This window comes from Paraburkholderia strydomiana (assembly GCF_031456815.1).
In the GTDB taxonomy this organism is placed as follows: Bacteria; Pseudomonadota; Gammaproteobacteria; order Burkholderiales; family Burkholderiaceae; genus Paraburkholderia; species Paraburkholderia caledonica.
This window is the reverse complement of record NZ_JAVDVL010000003.1, coordinates 63072-81724: the sequence shown is the minus strand read 5'-3', so window position 1 is coordinate 81724 and position 18653 is coordinate 63072. Positions and strand designations below refer to the sequence as shown.

Here is an 18653-nt window from a genome sequence, read left to right as displayed (position 1 = left end):
TATCTGATAGCTTGGCGACGCTCGATGCGCGCGCAAAGCCGGGCGGCGCGGTCTCTCAACCGCGCGCCGCCTGGCTGTGTTGATGCCGGACCGTCAGTCGTCGATTGCGACGCATCGTTCTGCCACTTCCAGGCGCTGCTGCGCGCGGAATTGCGTGGGAGACATGCCGTAGCGTTCCTTGAATAGGCGGCCCAGGCGATTGCCGTCGCCCATTCCACATCGCCGGGCAATCTTGTCTACCGGCAGATCGGTGTTGCGCAGCATCGCACGAACAACTTCAAAACGCGTGCGCAGCAGGTATTCGAGCGGAGTCATGCCGAACTCGAATTTGAAACGGCGCTGATAGTTTCGTTTGCTCATGGCCGCGCACTCCGCAGCCTTTGCCACGGAGATAGGATTGCTGTAGTTCTCCTTGATCCAACGCGCGGACTCGCGAATCTTCTCTGTCGTGGTGGTAATGCTCGCATCGTCGAGTTCGAATTTGTCTGACTCGACGTAGGTCGTTTGCAGCATGTCGGCGATCTTTCGGGCGATCTCGGTACTGAGGTCGCGTTCGATCTGCGCAAGGGCGAGGTCTGTCGGCGTGGCACTGCTGGTCCGCGTCGTCGTCGGAGCGTCGTCGAATACGAAGATCGGCACTGTGGAATGCATCGGATCCTTGCAAATGACGACCATGTTGGCGCCTTGCTGGATATCGAACGATGCAATAGAGCCTTGACGGGCTATCCATGAAAGCAGACGGTCGTTGGATTCCAACGCCCTCGCCGCGTCGCGACAGGCGACGAACAACGCGTGGAATTCGCCGAGCCGATGGCGCTCGATACTTTGGGTCCAGATCGATATGCCAGACGAACTGGTTACGAGCCCGCCGCTTTCAGAAAGTACTGAAAGCGAATAGGGAGACCCGGGTGCTGTGTCTTCTGACAATTCGTTTGCCAGACGGAATGCGTCGCCGATAGATCCAGCAGTCGCCATGGAGCATTCCTGGGACACTAAGAGCCCAATGTGTTTCGCTGCTTTCCGTGTTGCAGCCTTTGGACTGGTCCGGTGCGCATCAATGTACGACCTGAGAAAATCGGTGGAAGTCGTCACGCTTAGTTCTCCAAACAGGGTGAATCACTGCCTACGTGTCGAGATTAGCGTACTCAAATGACCCTGGCGATGGTGGCCGGTAATCGATGGTGTTTTGGCGCAATTCGGAGGATTGGAGAAATACTTACCTTGTGCGCCTGAATAAAGGCATACGAAAGCCTGTCCGAGTCAGCAACAATTGCTGGAACGAACGAATGCGCGTTTGCAGGGCAAAAGAGCGGTCTTTGCCTTCAAAGCCCCGTGGGAGAAGGCTTACGAGGTATTTCACGCCGGCAGCGCCGGATCGGCCCCGTGAGAAGAGACACAAATGGCGCATAACGCTGAATGCACAGACCGGTATCACTCTGTTACATCCATTGCAGATAGCTACAACACTTTCTAAATTGTGTGTTGCGTGGTGATCTCTTCCACGGAATCGGCCATTAGCACCCGAATTTACGCCCCGGGTGATGCACTCATTCGAACCGACGCTATGCTTCACTGCAGCATCTGTAGAAAAGTAGCGGTTGCCCCGGTAGGCGCTATCGAATGCCAGCAATGCGCAATTTCTTCACCTTTGTCACGTAAAGAAGTTGATTGAGGTGTAGTAATTGCCGTGTCTTTAAGTGCTTTGCACTGACGACGTACGACGAGGCATCGCTCACATGAGTCCGGGGCCGGACCGCGCTTTGCGAAGTCGACTGTAGGTCGGTCTCTGGTGTAATAAAAAGCTAACGATTTGTAGTACGGAATTAAACGCGGAGCGCGGTGTCAAGCGTATCGCTTCGTGATCTGGGGGATTGAAAGTCTGGAGACGGGGGCGAGCCGTGTTGCCAACGGCGCAGCCTTTGATCAATTCAAGCAGGTGGACAGCCACTTGGCTTGGCAAACCATGACGTAGTCCCCGATCAAACGTCGGGCCTACGCCATATGCGTTCCTGTCAGAGACGGCAGGAGCCGCGGACCGTTGGTTGAGCCAGGCGGTGTCGACTCATTACTGTGCCCATCAAACATGGAAGGATCAAACCGGTGGACTACTATCCTCTGAATTCGCTCCCGGCGACTGCCAGTACAGAGCGCGGCCAATTAAGCCCCAGTGCCATGTTGCGTCTGATGCGCGACCATATCTGGGAGATCGTACTTACCACGGTCGTCGTGGTCAGCCTCGCCGCCGCTTATCTGCTCATCGCGTCCCCGATCTATTCCGCGGATGTACTCATTCGCGTAGATCCGCCCGAACCGAATGCGCTCGGTCTTGCACTCCAGAATCAGGAGAACCTGCCTCCGCCCGCACCGTCTACCGTGACGGAAATGGGAGTCATGCGCAGCCGCTCCGTGCTCGAGCCAGTGATCCAACGTTTCCGGTTCGACGTCTCCGTGACGCCGCACAAGCTACCGCTGCTCGGCGACATTGCAGAGAAGTTTGCGACGCCTGGTGAGCCGTCCCGGCCATGGCTTGGACTCAAGTCGTACGCATGGGGAGGCGAGCAGGTAAAGATCGGCACGCTTGACGTTCCCAAAGATCTGGAAGAAGAAAAAATGACGCTGGTTGCTGGAGAGGACAATACCTACGAATTGCGCGGGCCGCAAGATCAGGTATTCCTCCATGGCGTTATCGGCAAACAGGTGTCCAGTAATGGCATTTCAATGCGCGTGGATGAACTTGTCGCACGCCCGGGCACCGAATTCACGGTAGTGCGGTGGAATGCGGTGGACGCGATCAAGCGTTTCGACGCAACCATCAAGGTTAGCGACAAGGTCAAAGACTCCGGTCTTCTTCAGATCGAGTACACCGACAAAAGCGCGGCGAAGGCTGCTGAAGTCGCGAATGCGTTGGGCCAGCAATACCTGGCGACGGCGATTGCCAGCCGGCAACTCAACGACACCACCACGCTCGCGTTCATCAACGGAGAACTTCCTCGCCTGCTCGCAGACCTGAGGAAAGCCGAAGAAGCGCTAAAGGCATTCCGGGCCAATTCTCAGTCGATGCAGCCGACAGCAGAGGCGCAGGCCTACTTGCAAGGCGGCCTCGACATTGACCGGCAAATCGCAACGCTCCAGCTGCAACGCACGCAATTGCTCGAGCGCTATACGCCGCAGAGCCGTTGGGTACAAAGCGTCGACACGCAGCTTGCGCAACTGAAGAACGCGAAGGCGAGCTTCGATGGACATTTCAACGGTATGCCCGCGTCCGAACGTTCGAGCGTCGATCTGATTCGCGCGCAGAAGGTGGCGGAAACGATCTACCTGGGCATGGTGCAGAAGGCCGAGCAATTGCAGGTGCGGCGTGCAAGTACCACTGGCGGAGCGCACGTGGTCGACGAAGCGATTACGCCGCATCGTCCGGTTAAACCGAAGCCGATTCTGGTGCTTCCTGGCGGTCTCGTACTCGGCCTCGTATCCGGCGTTGTGCTCGTCTTCATGCGCCGACATGTGCTGACGGGCGTAACGGATCCGCGTTATGTCGAACGCAGAATGAGCGTGCCGGTATTCGGCGAGATCCTGTTCAGCCAGCAGCAGTTGTTGCTCGATCGAACGAATGCCGGCGCGAAATCGCTGCCTGGTGCTGCCGCGCGGGCAGGGCTGCCTCAGCCGGCCACGGGCGGCGTGCCAGAAATCCAGGTGGCAGGCGGCGGCACCAAGGTGCTTGCTGAACGCTTCCCGAACGACACTTCTGTGGAGGCGCTGCGAGCAGTGCGCACTTCGCTGGCACGCGATCTCGCGCATTCACGCAACAACATTCTGATGGTGATCGGGCCGACTCCATCGGCGGGGAAGAGCTTTGTCGCGGCCAACATTGCGACGCTGCAGGCCGAGATCGGCGCGCGAGTTCTTCTGATCGATGCCGATATGCGTCGCGGCCATCTCGCATCGCTCTTCAATCAGAACAATCGCGGCGGTCTTTCCGAGGTTCTCTCGGACCGTATGCCACTGCGCAATGCGCTGCGTCATACGGGTATCGACGGTCTCTCGTTCATGTCGTGCGGTTCGCGCCCTGACAATCCAGCTGCCTTGCTCGCAAGGCCGCGTTTCAAGGAAGTGCTGGAGCGCCTGAGCGGGCAGTTCGATCTGGTGATCTTCGATACGCCGCCGTTCCTTGCGGTCACCGACGCGTCGATCATTGCGAGCGAAGCGGGTGCATCGCTACTTGTGTTGCGCTCGGGCATGCAATCGGAGGAAGAGATCGAGGACACCGTGAAGAAGATGGAGCGCGCGGACGGCCGCATCGCCGGTGCGGTGTTCAACGGTATTCCGCTTCGACGCAGTACTCGCACCTACGGTTATGCAACCAACTATGCGAGCGACTATGGCGATGCCGACGCAACCGGTGGATCCCTGCGAACGTGAGCGAGTTGCTACGTCGTTCGATGAACTCGCAAAACGGAGAAGCAGATGGCGTTTGCAATCAACGGTAAATTCACTTCGCAGCCGGTCACGGGTGTGCAGAGAGTCGCGTATGAGTTGACGAGAGCGATGCAAATGCGGGTTCCGCCGGGCGAGAAGCTCGAGGTATTCGTGCCGCGCGATGCAAAGGAGCCGGGCGCGCTGCTGAAATGGCAGCGACGCTTCCCATGGCTTCGCGGCACGCTGTGGGAACAGATCACACTGCCCATTGCCACGAGAGGCGTCAGGCTCGTCAACCTCTGCAACATGAACCCGGTGTTGAAACGCCGGCAGGTGGTGATGCTCCACGACATGGCGGTGTATGACGTGCCGGGCGGATTCTCCAAAAAATTCGTACTGTGGTACCGCCTTTGTTTCTTCATACTGCCACGAATGCAGCCGATGATTCTGACGGTGTCGAAGTTCTCCCGATCGCGGATCTGCCACCACCTGAAGATCGACGAATCGCGAGTCGCAGTAGTGAGTCCCGCTGCGGACCACCTGGACCGCGTTACCTCGGACCCTGCGGTGATCGAGCGGCTCAATCTCGTCAAGGACGCCTATTGCGTCGTGGTCGGCAGTCTCGATCCGCGCAAGAACCTGCAACGCGTGCTGGAAGCGATAGAGAAGCTCGGGCATCTCGACCACGTCAAGTTCGTAGTGGTCGGTGGCAAGAATGCGCGCATCTTCAATAGCGAACTCGCTGAAGAGAAACCGCAATCGGAAAGAGTGGTGTGGGCCGGTTTCGTCACTGACGGCGAGCTGAAAGCACTCTATGAAAACGCCGGGTGTCTTATCTTTCCGTCGCTGTACGAGGGCTTCGGCCTGCCTCCGCTCGAGGCCATGTATTGCGGCTGTCCGGTAGTCGCATCGTCGCTGACCTCTATACCGGAGGTTTGCGCAGATGCGGCGATGTATTGCGACTCCACATCGGCGGACGACATTGCCGCGAAGATCTCTCTAATGATGACAGACGACGTATTGCGACAACGTTATAGGGCAATGGGACTCGCTCGTGCGCGCGAGTTTCGCTGGGACGTGACCGCGCAGACCGTGCTCGAGATTCTCAAAGGGCAGGCAGGCGTGCAGCTGACGGGCGTGCCGGCCCGCGCGTCGGCGGGCTAGCGCATGTCGGTAGGCAGGCCAATGTTTCGCATTCGAAAGAGTGTCGGCAGACGTCGGGCGTTGGGAACAATCGCCGCCCTTTTTGGTGCGGCCATACCGCTTGCGCGCGGCAAGACTTCGTCGTCGGCCGGTACAGTGCCGCAAGCGGGAAGTTCGGGAAGTACGGGAAGTACGGGAGGTCGCAGGATCACGGACCTGATCGGCTCGAATGGATGGGCTGGCGCAAGCAACGACGTCGAGATGTGGCGGCAAATGGGCATCACCTGGGGGCGCGATTCGGTTGGCCCCGGTCAGCCGGATTCACCCGCTGAGCCCATGCGTGTCGACAAGACTGGATCGCAGTTCGACAACGATCTTCCGTCAGCGCTGCTGCTGAACAACCGCAATGGCATTAAGTCGCTGTTGCTGCTTGGCTATACGCCGCCGTGGAATGCCACCGTGCCCGGTGACAGCAATTCTGCGCCCGTGGATGTCCGGGCGTGGACCCGTTACGTCGAGGCAGTTGTGCGCAAGTACTCCGCACCGCCGTTCAACCTGCGCTATTTCCAGATCTGGAACGAGGCGGCCGGGAAATTGTCCGGCGGTTTACCGCAGGCTACCTTCTGGCACGGTCCGAACTTCAACAAGGATGAAAAGCACGCGAAGCCGTACGACCGTGCGATGCAGGACTACGTTGAACGTGTGCATCTGCCTGCCGCCCGCATCATCCGGAAGTACAACGCGTATATCGTCTACGGCGGCTGGCCCGATCAGGGCGGCGTGTCCAACTTCTGCAAGTGGCTCGAGTACCGAAGTCCCGCTTCGAATGAACGCATGCTGGACTGGGTCGACTATCTCGACACGCACTACCTGGGCGTCGCCGATCTCGATCCGCTGTATCAGCAGTACGTGAAGAACGGCCCGGCGCGCGGTATCTGGCAGACCGAAATCGGCGATGCGTATATGAAGAATCCGCATTACCTGGCGGAGTACTTCTTCGACTTCGCGGTGTGGGCGCTCGATCGGAACTGGAACGAACCCAACAAGTACGTGTCCATGATCTATCACTGGGACGGATACGAGCCGTTCCGTCTAACTCATCGCGGTCCACCTAGGCGGACCTACAACGCGTCGGGCAGAAGCCTCGTCGTACTTCATCAGACTGTTTCGGGCTCGCTGGCAAGTTTGACGAACCCGTTGCAATTTGGTCCAGGCGCATCCGGCAGCGGTCTGCGCTCCGGCAATGACATCGTGCTGCAGGTCAATGGATCCGCGGGCTGGCGGGCTGTCACAGTGGCGGGGCTTAAGCGGCCTTCGGGCCGAGAAGTAAAGATTGATTTCATAGACGCGGTGACGGGCACAGTAAGTGCACCTGATGCCATTACGACCACATGGAGTAACGACGGTTTGCAACTGCGATTCAAGGTGCCGGACAAGGTCAATGGCGCCGAAAACGATCCGCCAACCCACCTTGCTTATATCGCCGTCCGCTCGCTTGCGTAGCAATTCCGACTCACCGAAAACTTCAAAATAGCGTCGAATGCCATGAACCAGGTCACAGTTGTCATATGCAACTACAACTACGAACGCTATCTAGCGGCCGCGATCGATTCCGCGCTCAACCAGGACTATCCAGGCACGCAGGTTGTCGTGCTCGACGACGGTTCGACTGACGGATCGCGGAAAATCATAGAAAGCTACGGTAGCCGAATTACCGCGATCTTCCAGGAAAACGGCGGCCAGGTTGCCGCATACAACCACGCGATCAGTACGCTGGAAACGGAATACGCGATCCTTCTCGATTCGGACGACATCCTGTATCCGAGCGCCGTGTCGGAAGTAATGCAGGTCTTTAACAGCGGCTCCTGGGCGAAGGTGCAGTTCCGGCTCGACGTCATGGACGCCAGCGGAGCGGCGACAGGGGCTTACGTGCCGAACACCGAACCGCCCGCCAACTGCGGAGAACTTCTGCAGGCGGGCTGGCTCTATCCGTCGCCGCCGGCCTCTGGCAACGCGTATCGCGTAAGCGCACTCAAGCAGGTGTTTCCCATTCCGGCGCCGGGAATCAATCGCTACGGCGCCGACTTCTTCGCGATCTACGGCGCTGCATTAGTCGGCCCGGTGGCCACGGTGCGCAAGTCGCTCGGCGGCTATCGCGTGCATAACGCCGACGGCGGCACGGTGTCCTTCGCCAATTCCGAGCAGATTTCCAAGGCGCCGAAGGCGCTGGGCATGCGCTGGGCGATCCTGAGAAATGTTGCGAGGTCGCGTCTGGAGATCGAGTTGCCCGCGACATTTCATGATTTTGGCCACGAGAAGGCAATCTTCTGTTCAAGCGTGTATCGGGCGACGCTCGTTCATCGGTGGCGCTGGATGTTGCACGATTCGCGCGGCTACCTGCATGCGATCGTAGCTAACCCTTTCTGGAGCGTGAAGAAGAAGTTCGGCACGCTGTTTCTTTCCGGCCTGTGCCTCGTACCGTACTCGCCACTTTCTGACTTCGTCGTTCGCTACATATCGAACCCGCTCGCACGCAGACGCGTGGCGCAGCGCTGAAGTCAGGAATACGCAATTGGAGAACGGAATGGAAAGACGAGACAACGCAAGCGTCATTGCGTTTGTTTACGGCGGATATTTGATGAGGTACGTGTACCTCATCATCGTGGTGCCGTTTTACGGAAGAATTCTCGGCGTGTCCGAGTACGGGCGAGTGCTCGCGTCAATGTCGCTTATGAACGTGATCTGGATGCTCGTGAGCTACGGATTCACGTTTGTTGGAATGCGCGAAGTCTCGAAGGCGCATTCGGTGCAAGAGTGCAATTCCATCTACTCGCTGCACGTCAGCGCGCGGCTCTTGCTGGCCGCGCTGGGCGGATGCATCGGCCTCGTCGCCACCATGTGCTCGCCGACATTGTCTGAGCGACCTCTTATCGGTGTACTGGCTACATTGCTCGGCATCGTCTCGGCGCTGAATCTGGGCTGGCTATTTCAGGGGCGTCAGCGTTTTCGTACCCCGATCATGATCGAGGTCTTCGGCTTCGCTGTGAGCCTCGTGCTGGTGCTGAGCTTCGTGAAGGAACCCTCAGATTCGGTGTGGGTGCTTGCGAGCCTGCTGATTGCGGGAGTGGCGTCGTCGATCATTTCGTATGGCATTACCACATCACAACTGGGATTGCCGCGTCTGAAACTAGAAGGCGTGATGCCGCTGATTCGCAGCTCGACGATGCTGTTCTGCTATTCGTCGGGCTCCGTGGTACTCACGGCGTCGTCGACGTATCTGCTGACGTTGTTGTCCACGCCTGCTCAGGTTGGGTATTTCGGCGCGGCTGAGCGCTTCGCGACTATTGCGCTCAGCCTGATGGGCCCCGCATCGCAGGTATTCGTCCCGACGATTTCGCGGCAGCTTGCTCAAGGCGACAAGGACGGCGCGCATGCGACCACTCGCCAGGGCGCGGCGCTTCTGCTCGGCTATGGCCTACTCGTTTTTTGCGGCGCAATGACGTTGTCGCCCTTTGTCTTGCCGCTGATTCTCGGGCCGGCGTTCGAGCCTGCCGCTCGAGTTCTTCAATGTTTCGCGTGGATGTTCCCGTTCGTCGCATTCAACGAGTTCGTCGCGTTCTATGTATTCGTTCCGCGCAGAAAGGACCGGCTGCTTGCGTTTGCAGGTGTAGCCTCCGGCCTCGTCAATCTGGCCGCGGCGCTGCTTCTCGCGCCGCGCTTCGGAGCAATTGGCATGGCAACTGCGCGGGTCATCGGCGAGGCGACCCTCGCCGTGATCCTGATGGTCATCATGGTCCGGCTCGAATTGGTTGGGCTCGTGCCGGGCGCGCGGCGCGCTGCAGGAATGCTGGGGCTTGCATGGGGCGCAAGAGCCCAGGCAGGCGCGACCAAGGACGACTGAACCGGATTGCCGGCGCTGAAGCGTCCGGCGCGTAATCTCACAGGAGGTTGAAGTGAAAGTCGCTATTGTTCACGATTGGCTCGTGGTTTCGGGCGGCGCAGAGAAGGTTTTAAAGAGCATCGTCGAATGTTTCCCGAAAGCGGACATCTTCTCGATTGTCGACTTTCTCGAAGATCGCGATTGTGTGAAGGGCAAGCCCGTCAACACGTCGTTCATTCAGAAGATGCCTTTTGCGCGGAAACGCTATCGTGCATATCTGCCGTTGATGCCGATCGCAATCGAACAACTGGACCTGTCTGCATACGACCTCGTTATCTCGAGTTCGCACGCGGTGGCCAAGGGCGTGCTGACGGGCCCCAATCAGATTCATATCAGCTATGTGCATTCGCCGATTCGCTATGCGTGGGATCTCCAGCATCAGTATCTACGCGAATCGCACCTGAACAAGGGCCTCAAGTCCATCATGGCCCGTGCGCTGTTGCACTACATCCGCGGCTGGGATTCGCGTTCGGCGAATGGCGTGGACCATCTGCTTGCGAATTCGCACTTCATTGCGCGAAGAATCAGGAAGGCGTATCAGCGCGACGCTACGGTTATCTATCCGCCGGTCGATCTCGACAACATGGTCATGTGCACGCAGAAAGAGAACTTCTACGTGACCGCATCACGCATGGTGCCGTATAAGCGCATAGACCTGATCGTGCGGGCTTTCTCGCAGACGCCGGAGCGCAAGCTCGTGGTGATCGGCGACGGCCCGGAAATGAAGCGCATAAAGGCGGTCGCGGGCCCCAACGTGACGATACTCGGCCACCAGCCTCTGGAAGTGCTGGTCGATCATCTGCGGCGCGCTCGCGCTTTTGTGTTCGCTGCAGAAGAAGATTTCGGCATCTCCGTGGTGGAGGCTCAGGCGTGCGGAACGCCTGTGATCGCGTTCGGCAGGGGAGGCGCACTGGAATCGGTTGTAGGCTTGCCACTTGAGCAGCCAACCGGTGTCTTCTTCGGTGAGCAAACGGCTGAGTCTTTGCTCGAAGCAGTAACACGGTTTGAGCGCAATGCTACGTTGTTCGACCCGGTCAATTGCCGCCAGAATGCCGAACGGTTCTCGACTGAGAACTTTAAAACCGCATTGACGGATTTCATTGACGCACGGCTTCTGCGCAGCTCAATCGAACAGCTCCGCCCGTACCTCGTGCGCGAGCGGGCTGTCGACGAACGTCATCTGGCGAGCGTGCCTTCGTAAGTTTGAATGCGATATTTGACGCGGCCTGCAAGAGCCATGATCGAGTGAGCGTGGCTGTGTATTTGCGGTGACCGCGTTTCAATAAGCCGCTGAAGCGGCGCCTGGTGTCCATAGGCGAGCGCGCACACGAACAGAAGGCTCGCGGCCAACCACGCGGGCCGCGCACGTTCGGACTGCTCGGAAAGGGCCTTTCGCAGGAACATCAGGCCTACGATCGCGCCAAGAATCCACCCTGCAATCACCTCCGGCAACGTATGCGAGAGGTCCATCAGGCGCGATACGCCCGTTAGCGCGCCGATTCCCATTCCAGCTGCAATTCCTAGCGACGGCGGCAGACGCCACCACTTCAATTGCAGTGCGAGCGCGACCATCCACACGCATGTCGACAGCATCGCGTGGCCGCTAATCACGCGGAAATGCGAAGCGGGAAGAGAGATGCCCCAGCCGGCGTAGAAGATCTTGCTCGCGCCGACAATGGCGATGCCGGCAGAAAGCATCACGATCCACCGGAAGGCGAGCTTGACGTTAAAGAGAGCGATCCAGCAGGCGCAGACAGCGGCCACGGGTAAGGTGACGGCGGCATCGCCTATGTTGGTGAATACTGTCCACATAGGGTTCCCGTTCTTGTTGGGTTTCGCTATAGCGGGGAACTGTCGTTCCCGCTATAGCGCAGCAGGCGTAGCAACTTCTTAGACGCGACGGCGGGCCAGCGATTTGCGCCGATTGAATTCCGCAGTGATCGCATTGGCGGATTGTGACGCCAGCAGCAGGGAGATGACGAGCGAGAGTATCAAAACGTTCGAAGGCGATACGAGCCGATGCTCTGTTGCCGCCATGACCAGCAAACACACGGACGAGATTTCGACGAAGCGGAACGCGGAAAAGTTCTGGCCGCCTCCGACCAACGCGCTGGCAGCCGCTCCATCTTTACTCCACTCCACCAGCTTCCAGAAGAAAGTCAGCGTGAGGAACAGGCCCACCACACCCGTTTCGGCGAGCGCATTCAGGTAAGAGTTATGAGCGTGCGAATCGCTGTGTTCGACCACGATGTCGGAAGGTGCACCGAACAGGTGAAAGTACGACGTTACAGTGCCGATGTGATCGTCGAATGAACCGAAGCCAAGGCCCACGATCGGGCTTTGCTCAAAATAGGCGAGGGCGCGCGGCCACAGCCATTCATAGCGGATGTTGAGGTTGGCGACCTTGGCATCCTGATTGTGGATATTGAATGGGTAGCCCATGTAGTCGATGGTCCCGTCGGTATGGAAGAAGGCCATTGCAAGGGAGCCCGCAATCAGACCGCCCATCAACACAGCCAGTAGCCAGCGCTTACGGCCGAAGTACAGGTATGGCAGTACTGCTGCGGCACCGAGCAGCGAGCCACGGCTGTATGTTGAAAACAGCATCATTGCGTTGGCCGCGATCAGCGCGAGCAGCAGTTTGCTGCGCTTTTGCAGATAGCATCCAACACCGAGGCAGAACAGCATGGCGAAGAATCCGCCCGCTGCGTTGCGCGCGATGAAGTAACTGCCGAAGCTGTTGTCCGGGTTCGTGAAGATGCTCAGAATGCCGGTCTCGACGACGTAGTAAGCGTATGGCGGAATGTTGATCCCGACCGCGAAGATGAAGAACGTGCGAAGCACTTTGTTCAGATCCAGCCGATGCACATAGAGGCAACCGGCAAAAATGGGAGCGTAGGAAATGAAGAAGTTGCCGTCGCGCCGGTAAAACTCGAATTCGGTAAACGATTTCGGATCGTAAAGCAGCGTGGATACGACGATAAAGGCGGTGAGTGCCGTCAATGGTGTAATAAAAGCCGGATAGCGCCGGCCAAAAAAACGCCATGAGTAAAGAACGATCGGTACAAAGCCGACCGCGCTAAGTGGCACGAGATTCGTAACAGTAAGAAACAACGCAAGTAGCGAAATGTAAGCCATTGCGACTCCCGAAAAACAAATGGCGCATAGCCTGCAATGACATGGCCATTACGTGCGAACACAACCTGGTTGGAGATGCGGCGCGCCGCAGCGGGGCGACGAACCTGAATTGAATTGGGTCCTGCGTATGGATGAATGAGCTACCCAAGCACCCATGAAGGTACCACGTATAGGCACTGATTTCCACGCGCTGCCGCACAGACGGCGGGCGATAACAATGGTCTCGCAGACGGGCGCGCTCGCTAATGCCACCACGCTGGCCAAAACCTCAACTGTTCGCGCCACGATTGCTGTGGTGCAGCGTGAGGTGTCTATGATTGATCACATCGAGTAATGCTTCAGTGGCATCTGCATTCTGGCGCCACGCCGATATGTATGCCGTTTGTTTTTTCGTGAGCGACCCGCTGCTGCCTGAGTGCCCAAGGGTGGACGCTCACGGACGAGAACCCGGTGTGCATCCTTGCTTTACGCGGACAGAACGGCTCGCGTAGCCCGTTGATGCCCACACCCCGTCATTGATCACATGTGAGACCGGAAAGTGCCGACGTATAGCGTATTTCGTCGGCGCTTATGCGATTAATCGCTGTCCGGCCCATATGTCTTGGAGCGATAAATGGATAAATTTTTTGCAACCGCCGGCGAGACCGACTTCGAAGCTCAGCACGTAGCATCGCAGGAATGCCCCCCGCTCGCGCAAGTCATTCTCGCAGGCGGCTCGGGCACGCGTCTATGGCCTGTGTCGCGTGAGCAGTTCCCGAAGCAGCTGATCGATGTGATTGGCGACAAGACGTTGTTGCAGGCCACGATGAACCGGATGGACGACTTCAATCCACTATGGAGCGTCGTGCCCGATCCGGTAATTGTGTGCGGTGCCGAACATTATTTCGCAACTTCTGAGCAGGCTCGCGAAAGTGGCGTGAACGCCCGTATCGTCGTCGAGCCCGGTCGCCGCGATACAGCACCTGCCCTGACCCTTGCCGCGCTGACTGCAGCATCTGAAGGCACGGACGTAATTCTCGTCGCGATGCCTGCGGACCATGCGATTGCAGATCTGACGGCGCTCCATAAGGCAATTGAAATTGCGGCTCGCCACGCGGACGCGGGCGCTATTGCCACGCTGGGCGTTCCGCCTACCGGCCCGGACACAGGCTTTGGGTATATCCGTCTCGGCAGTGCACTGTCGGACGGCGCACATCGAATCGAACGTTTTGTCGAGAAGCCGGCGCCCGAGTTGGCTGCGCAGTACGTCGAGTCCGGCAATTACTGGTGGAACAGCGGCATGTTCGTAGTACGTGCATCCGTATGGCTCTCCGTGATCCGTCAGTTCCAGCCGCAAATACACGATGCCTGCGTGCGAGCTTATGAAGGCGCCAAGGTCACCGACGGCTGTGTCGTTCCCGACGCAGAAGCGTTCTTGCAGTCGCCGTCGGACTCGATCGACTACGCAGTCATGGAACATCTAGGGAAGCCCGAATCGCCATTCTCGGGCGTGGTCGTGCCGCTCGAGGCCGGCTGGTCGGATCTGGGGTCGTGGGACGCCGTGTGGCAGGCGATGGAAAAGGACGATTGCGGCAACGCATCGAGCGGGCGTGTCCTCTTCGAAGGTGCGACTGCAACTTACGCTCGCTCGCAAGGCGGCCGACTGCTCGCGTGCGTCGGTACGAACGATCTGATTGTCGTCGAGACGGACGACGCCGTTCTGGTGGCTGACCGTTCGCACGTGCAGGACATCAAGGGACTCGTGTCGCGTATCAAGGCGGAGAAGTCACCCGAAGCGGATGCGCACAGAAAGGTGCGTCGCCCGTGGGGCTTTTACGATTCGATCGATCAGGGCGACCGTTTCCAGGTGAAGCGAATTGTTGTGATGCCGGGCGCGCGCCTGTCGCTGCAGATGCACCATCACCGCGCAGAGCATTGGATCGTGGTGAGCGGTACCGCGCTCGTCACGCGCGGCGAAGAACAATTCCTTCTTGGCGAAAACGAGTCGACGTATATCCCGCTGGGTATTCGTCACCGGCTCGAGAATCCCGGTTGCGTTCCGCTTCAGATCATTGAAGTGCAGTCCGGAACCTATCTCGGCGAAGACGACATCGTTCGATTCGACGACAAGTATGGCCGTGCTGGTTGATCGGCCGTGGCGAACCAGAGAGCGTACGAGGGAACTGCTATGCGATTGATCACAGGTCTGATGGCCAGGCTGTTCGATGTGGCGATGATCCTCGGAGGCGCGGTTGCCGCGTCTCACATTCGCTTCGACGATTTCGCGCAACGAAACTTCTACCTGGCATTTGTCGCGTTCGCGGCGGCGTTTTCGCTCGCCGTGTTTCCGGCGCTGGGCGTCTATCAGTCGTGGCGCGGCCGGTCGAAACGCGTTCTCGCCGGGCAGGTGGCGCTTGGCTGGCTCGTGGTGCAGGCCTGCGCACTCGCGTTGATGTTCTCGTTGCACCGCATCGATTTCGTCTCCCGGTTATGGTTTGTGTACTGGACTGGCATCGCTGGCGGCGCAATGATCGCGGGGCGCATGGTGACCCACGTTCTCCTCGGTCGAGTGCGCAACGCAGGGTTGAATCTCCAGAAGGTCGCTGTCGCCGCGTGCGGAGAACATTGCGACGAAATCTTGCGCAAGATGGAGATGGAGCCGGCCGCAGGCTTTCGTGCAAACGCTGTCTACAACCTGCGTCCGGACAAGGAAACCACGATGTCCGTGCCTGTGTTCGAGCAGCGCGCCGCGTTTGCGAAATACGTGCGCGAACAGCAGATAGACGAAGTGTGGCTGGCGTTGCCTTTGTCGGAAGAGCGCGCGATTCTGGAACTGGTCGATGAATTCCGCAACGATCTGATCAATGTGCGCTTCATGCCGGATGTCCGGGCGCTTGCCCTTTTCGATGGAAGCGTGACCGAGTTGCTCGGCTTTCCAACCATCAACCTGGCCGCCTCACCATTGCCGCCGAACGCTCTCGTGAAAAAAGAACTGTTCGATCGCATCTTCGCACTGATTGCGTTGATTGCTGTCTCGCCGATTCTTCTCGCGTGTGCGATAGCGGTGAAGCTCAGTTCGCCGGGTCCTGTGTTCTTCAAGCAATGCCGAAAGGGCGCGGACGGTCGCGTCTTTATGATTTACAAGTTCCGGAGTATGCGCTTGCATGCGAAGAAGGAAGGAGTGCTTGAACAGGCTACGCGTGGCGACCCCCGCATCACGCGGGTCGGACGATTCTTGCGGCGTACGAGCCTTGACGAGTTGCCGCAGTTCTTCAACGTGCTGCGTGGCGACATGTCCGTAGTGGGGCCGAGGCCGCACGCGCTCGAGCACGACGACCTTTATCAGCACATCGTATCGGGCTATATTCACCGCTATCGGATCAAGCCCGGTATCACCGGGTGGGCACAAATCAATGGCTTTCGCGGGGAGACGGACCGCATCGAGAAGATGGAGGGCCGCGTAGCGCACGATTTGTACTATCTTCGGAACTGGTCGTTCGCGCTCGACGTCAAGATCATTTTCGCGACTGTATTCAAGGGGCTGCATCATCCCAACGCTTACTGATCCGTCCGTTGGATCGAGGCCCCAGTAATGCAGTGAAGTGCGTGCGGAGCTTAAGCATAATCAGAAGGGGGAGGGGACTATGAAACTGATCGACGTTGAGACAGTAGCCAGACGTTCAATAAAGAGCGTGGGGCGATACGCATTCCACCGGGTGCATGGCGTGCAGGCTAAGCGCGTCCTGCGGCAACTGGAGAAGAAATACGGACCAGCGGACCCGGCTACTCTCAAGCAGGCCGATACGTATGCACTCGACGTATTCGGCGATGCGATCTACGCACCCTGGCTTCGCGTTTACGCTGCGTTCAGCGGCACGTTCAAGGAAGGCTGGATCCCCGACAACTTTTACGGCGGCGTGGTCGTGCCCAATATGAAAGGCGGCTACGGCAGGATCTCGAACCTGAAGCCCATGTCGCGGGTTATCTTCGGCGGTGACGCGTTTCCCGACATTGCCTACTTCGCGAATGGCCTGTTCTTTACGGACCGCAACGTGGTGGTTCCGGAGCGCGAGCTCGAAGACGCGGTGTTCCGCGACTGCGATAAGGTCGTCTTCAAACTGGACGGCTCAGGGCAAGGCAAAGGCATTCATTTCTTCGACCGAAAGTCGTTCGACTGCGATCTCATCAAATCGCTCGGCAACGGAGTAATACAGAAGTTCATCGTTCAGCATCCATTGCTGAGCGCGTTCGCTGCCAACTCGGTCGCGACCTTACGCCTCACCACGGCGGTGGACGACCTTGGCCGCGCCTCGCTGCGCGCCGCATTTTTGCGCGTGGGCAGGGCGAGTCATACCCATATCACGGTGGACGACGAAGTTTGTGTGCCCGTGGACCTGGTAACGGGTGAATTCGCTCGCAAAGGCTTCATGAGCGATTGGGGCGCGACTGAAGAGCACCCCGATTCCAAAGTCAGGTTCGCCGGACTGAAAATGCCTGCGTTCAGCGATTGCATTGATACCGTTCTGCAACTCCATCGCAAGGTGCCGTTTGCGCGATGCATTGGGTGGGACGTGACAGTCGACAGTGACGGCAAGGTGCAGATCATGGAATGGAACGGCGAACACAACGATGTGAAGTTCAGTGAGGCGACCCAGGGTCCCTGCTTTCAGGACCTGAAGTGGGAACTGCTGAAGGGTAGCGCCTTATGACGGTATTCAGCGAGGAACGCGCGTGAGCGAACAATTGTGGTGCGTCCATATTGAGGGACCCGACGACTTCATTGCTATGGCTTCGCGAGAAGCGGCGCAGCGTGAAGCGTCGGCTATCAATGCGTATGTGGAGCGCTCAGGGCAAGCTCAGAGCGCCGCGCATGCGCGCGCGGTCGCAATGGAATGGCCGTTCCCGCCGGAGGGCCACGCCCGCGCGCTGGAGAGCGACTGGGAAGACTTGCAGCGCATGCCGCACCGTCAGCAGCAGGGCGGGTCGTCGCAGGGTCTGTTGACGAATATCGCGCGGCGAGTGAAGGAGCTTATCGAAGTCGCGCGAGGCGCATGACCGAACGGCCACGCGGCCGCTCAAGTGTTCAAACCCCCAGACGCTTCACAATTGCCGTCTTTACGACCGGCATGCCAATCTGCAAGAGCTTGCGGAAGCCCTCGTCGCGCCCGACCTTTTGCTCGACGTTATCTATCATCGCCTGCATGACATTCGCGGGATAAAACTCCCGGAAAAGTCTGTTCGCACCGATTTGCTCGAAGACGTAATGAAGAAATGAGCCGCGCGGCGGTCCGACTCTTTTGAACAAACCCATCTTCACAACGCGATTGTTCCAGAGGTGCAGCGAGTACGAATTGGCGCACAACGCTGCGCACTCGTCGAAGTACTGCGGAAGAAATACCTTGTAGTAATCGTCGAAATGTACAGGATAGAAGTCGCTTTCTGGTACTCCCGCATTTACGCCATATACGGACGTCAGCAAACGCGGACCTGTGTCACCCCATTTTATGGAGGTGCCTTTCATCGCCTCGATCCGTTGTAAAAGCTCAAGCAGGCGCGGATCGGCGGGATCGAGGCGCAGCAGAGCGGTGCAGATGCTGGTGGCCGACTCCCGGCCGATAATGTTGCCCTCCAGGCTGCAATCAAACGCGCGCAAAAGCAGCATGTCGGTGTCAACCCAGATTTCGTCCGTCTTCGTAAACATGACGAAGCGAAAATAATCGGTGAAATGCGCCATTGACGGGGTACCGTCAATAGAAAATGCTGTTAACGCGTCGGACTTCACAATTTCGCTTGCGTCCTTGACGACCACGCCCTTGGGTACGTTCTCTACCTCGCCATAGGTATAAAGCGCGACATCACTGCCATAGGCGGTGAACGAACTCAAACAGGCTACCTCATAGGCTGAAAGCTCTGGGCCATGCCAAAACGACGCGAAACGTGCGCTACTCATAGTCTATCCATTGGGAAATTTGGTGCGGTGGGAAGCAGGCGGGGCCCGAAACTGATCGGACCCGAGAGGGCGGACGGCGCACGCGCC

Annotated in this window: 14 protein-coding genes; 10 read left to right on the top strand and 4 right to left on the bottom strand. The window is 58.4% G+C overall.

The window, feature by feature from the left end; all coding sequences use genetic code 11:
- Positions 1-93: 93 nt before the first annotated feature.
- A complete protein-coding gene (locus J2W46_RS09935; RefSeq protein ID WP_020068480.1) occupies positions 94-975 on the bottom strand; it encodes a GlxA family transcriptional regulator in 882 nt (293 codons plus the stop codon).
- A gap of 1125 nt (positions 976-2100) precedes the next feature.
- On the opposite strand from J2W46_RS09935, the gene J2W46_RS09930 reads away from it, so the two are divergent.
- Genes J2W46_RS09930 through J2W46_RS09905 form a run of 6 tightly spaced genes read left to right on the top strand, consistent with a single transcriptional unit; the run spans position 2101 to position 10700 of the window.
- The gene (locus tag J2W46_RS09930; RefSeq protein ID WP_310353251.1) at positions 2101-4419 is read left to right on the top strand and encodes a polysaccharide biosynthesis tyrosine autokinase; all 2319 of its coding nucleotides are present in this window, start codon (positions 2101-2103) and stop codon (positions 4417-4419) included.
- 45 nt (positions 4420-4464) lie between these two features.
- Positions 4465-5580 carry a glycosyltransferase family 4 protein gene (locus tag J2W46_RS09925; protein WP_310353249.1) on the top strand — a complete coding sequence of 372 codons (1116 nt, stop codon included), beginning with the start codon at positions 4465-4467 and terminating at the stop codon, positions 5578-5580.
- 21 nt (positions 5581-5601) lie between these two features.
- Entirely contained in the window at positions 5602-7062 is a 1461-nt protein-coding gene (locus J2W46_RS09920) for a hypothetical protein (RefSeq protein WP_310353247.1), read from the top strand.
- 42 nt (positions 7063-7104) lie between these two features.
- Positions 7105-8115, top strand: a complete 1011-nt coding sequence (locus J2W46_RS09915) for a glycosyltransferase family 2 protein (RefSeq protein WP_310353244.1) — start codon at positions 7105-7107, stop codon at positions 8113-8115.
- Positions 8116-8143: 28 nt separating this feature from the next.
- A complete protein-coding gene (locus tag J2W46_RS09910) occupies positions 8144-9460 on the top strand; it encodes a lipopolysaccharide biosynthesis protein (protein WP_020068485.1) in 1317 nt (438 codons plus the stop codon).
- A 52-nt stretch (positions 9461-9512) separates the two neighbouring features.
- Positions 9513-10700: a glycosyltransferase family 4 protein gene (locus J2W46_RS09905; RefSeq protein ID WP_087754335.1), complete on the top strand. Its 1188-nt coding sequence runs from the start codon at positions 9513-9515 to the stop codon at positions 10698-10700.
- On the opposite strand, the gene J2W46_RS09900 is transcribed toward J2W46_RS09905, so the two are convergent.
- Complete coding sequence (locus J2W46_RS09900; RefSeq protein ID WP_310353241.1) at positions 10676-11311, bottom strand: phosphatase PAP2 family protein; 636 nt, start codon at positions 11309-11311, stop codon at positions 10676-10678. The two genes, J2W46_RS09905 and J2W46_RS09900, sit on opposite strands and share 25 nt — an antisense overlap.
- A 78-nt stretch (positions 11312-11389) precedes the next feature.
- Positions 11390-12637 (bottom strand): O-antigen ligase family protein, encoded by a 1248-nt coding sequence (locus tag J2W46_RS09895; RefSeq protein ID WP_020068488.1) that lies wholly within the window; start codon positions 12635-12637, stop codon positions 11390-11392.
- Positions 12638-13250: 613 nt separating this feature from the next.
- Between J2W46_RS09895 and J2W46_RS09890 the strand changes: the two genes are divergently transcribed.
- The 4 genes from J2W46_RS09890 to J2W46_RS09875 all read left to right on the top strand — a co-directional run bounded on the left by J2W46_RS09890 (position 13251) and on the right by J2W46_RS09875 (position 17671).
- Positions 13251-14765, top strand: coding sequence for a mannose-1-phosphate guanylyltransferase/mannose-6-phosphate isomerase (locus J2W46_RS09890; RefSeq protein WP_310353236.1), 1515 nt, complete (start codon positions 13251-13253; stop codon positions 14763-14765).
- Positions 14766-14804: 39 nt separating this feature from the next.
- Positions 14805-16181, top strand: coding sequence for an undecaprenyl-phosphate glucose phosphotransferase (locus J2W46_RS09885; RefSeq protein ID WP_020068491.1), 1377 nt, complete (start codon positions 14805-14807; stop codon positions 16179-16181).
- 79 nt (positions 16182-16260) lie between these two features.
- Positions 16261-17325 carry a sugar-transfer associated ATP-grasp domain-containing protein gene (locus tag J2W46_RS09880; RefSeq protein ID WP_027804713.1) on the top strand — a complete coding sequence of 355 codons (1065 nt, stop codon included), beginning with the start codon at positions 16261-16263 and terminating at the stop codon, positions 17323-17325.
- Between the two features lie 22 nt (positions 17326-17347).
- Complete coding sequence (locus J2W46_RS09875) at positions 17348-17671, top strand: hypothetical protein (RefSeq protein ID WP_087754332.1); 324 nt, start codon at positions 17348-17350, stop codon at positions 17669-17671.
- A 28-nt stretch (positions 17672-17699) separates the two neighbouring features.
- On the opposite strand, the gene J2W46_RS09870 is transcribed toward J2W46_RS09875, so the two are convergent.
- Positions 17700-18566 carry a hypothetical protein gene (locus J2W46_RS09870; RefSeq protein WP_310353230.1) on the bottom strand — a complete coding sequence of 289 codons (867 nt, stop codon included), beginning with the start codon at positions 18564-18566 and terminating at the stop codon, positions 17700-17702.
- Positions 18567-18653: the final 87 nt, after the last annotated feature.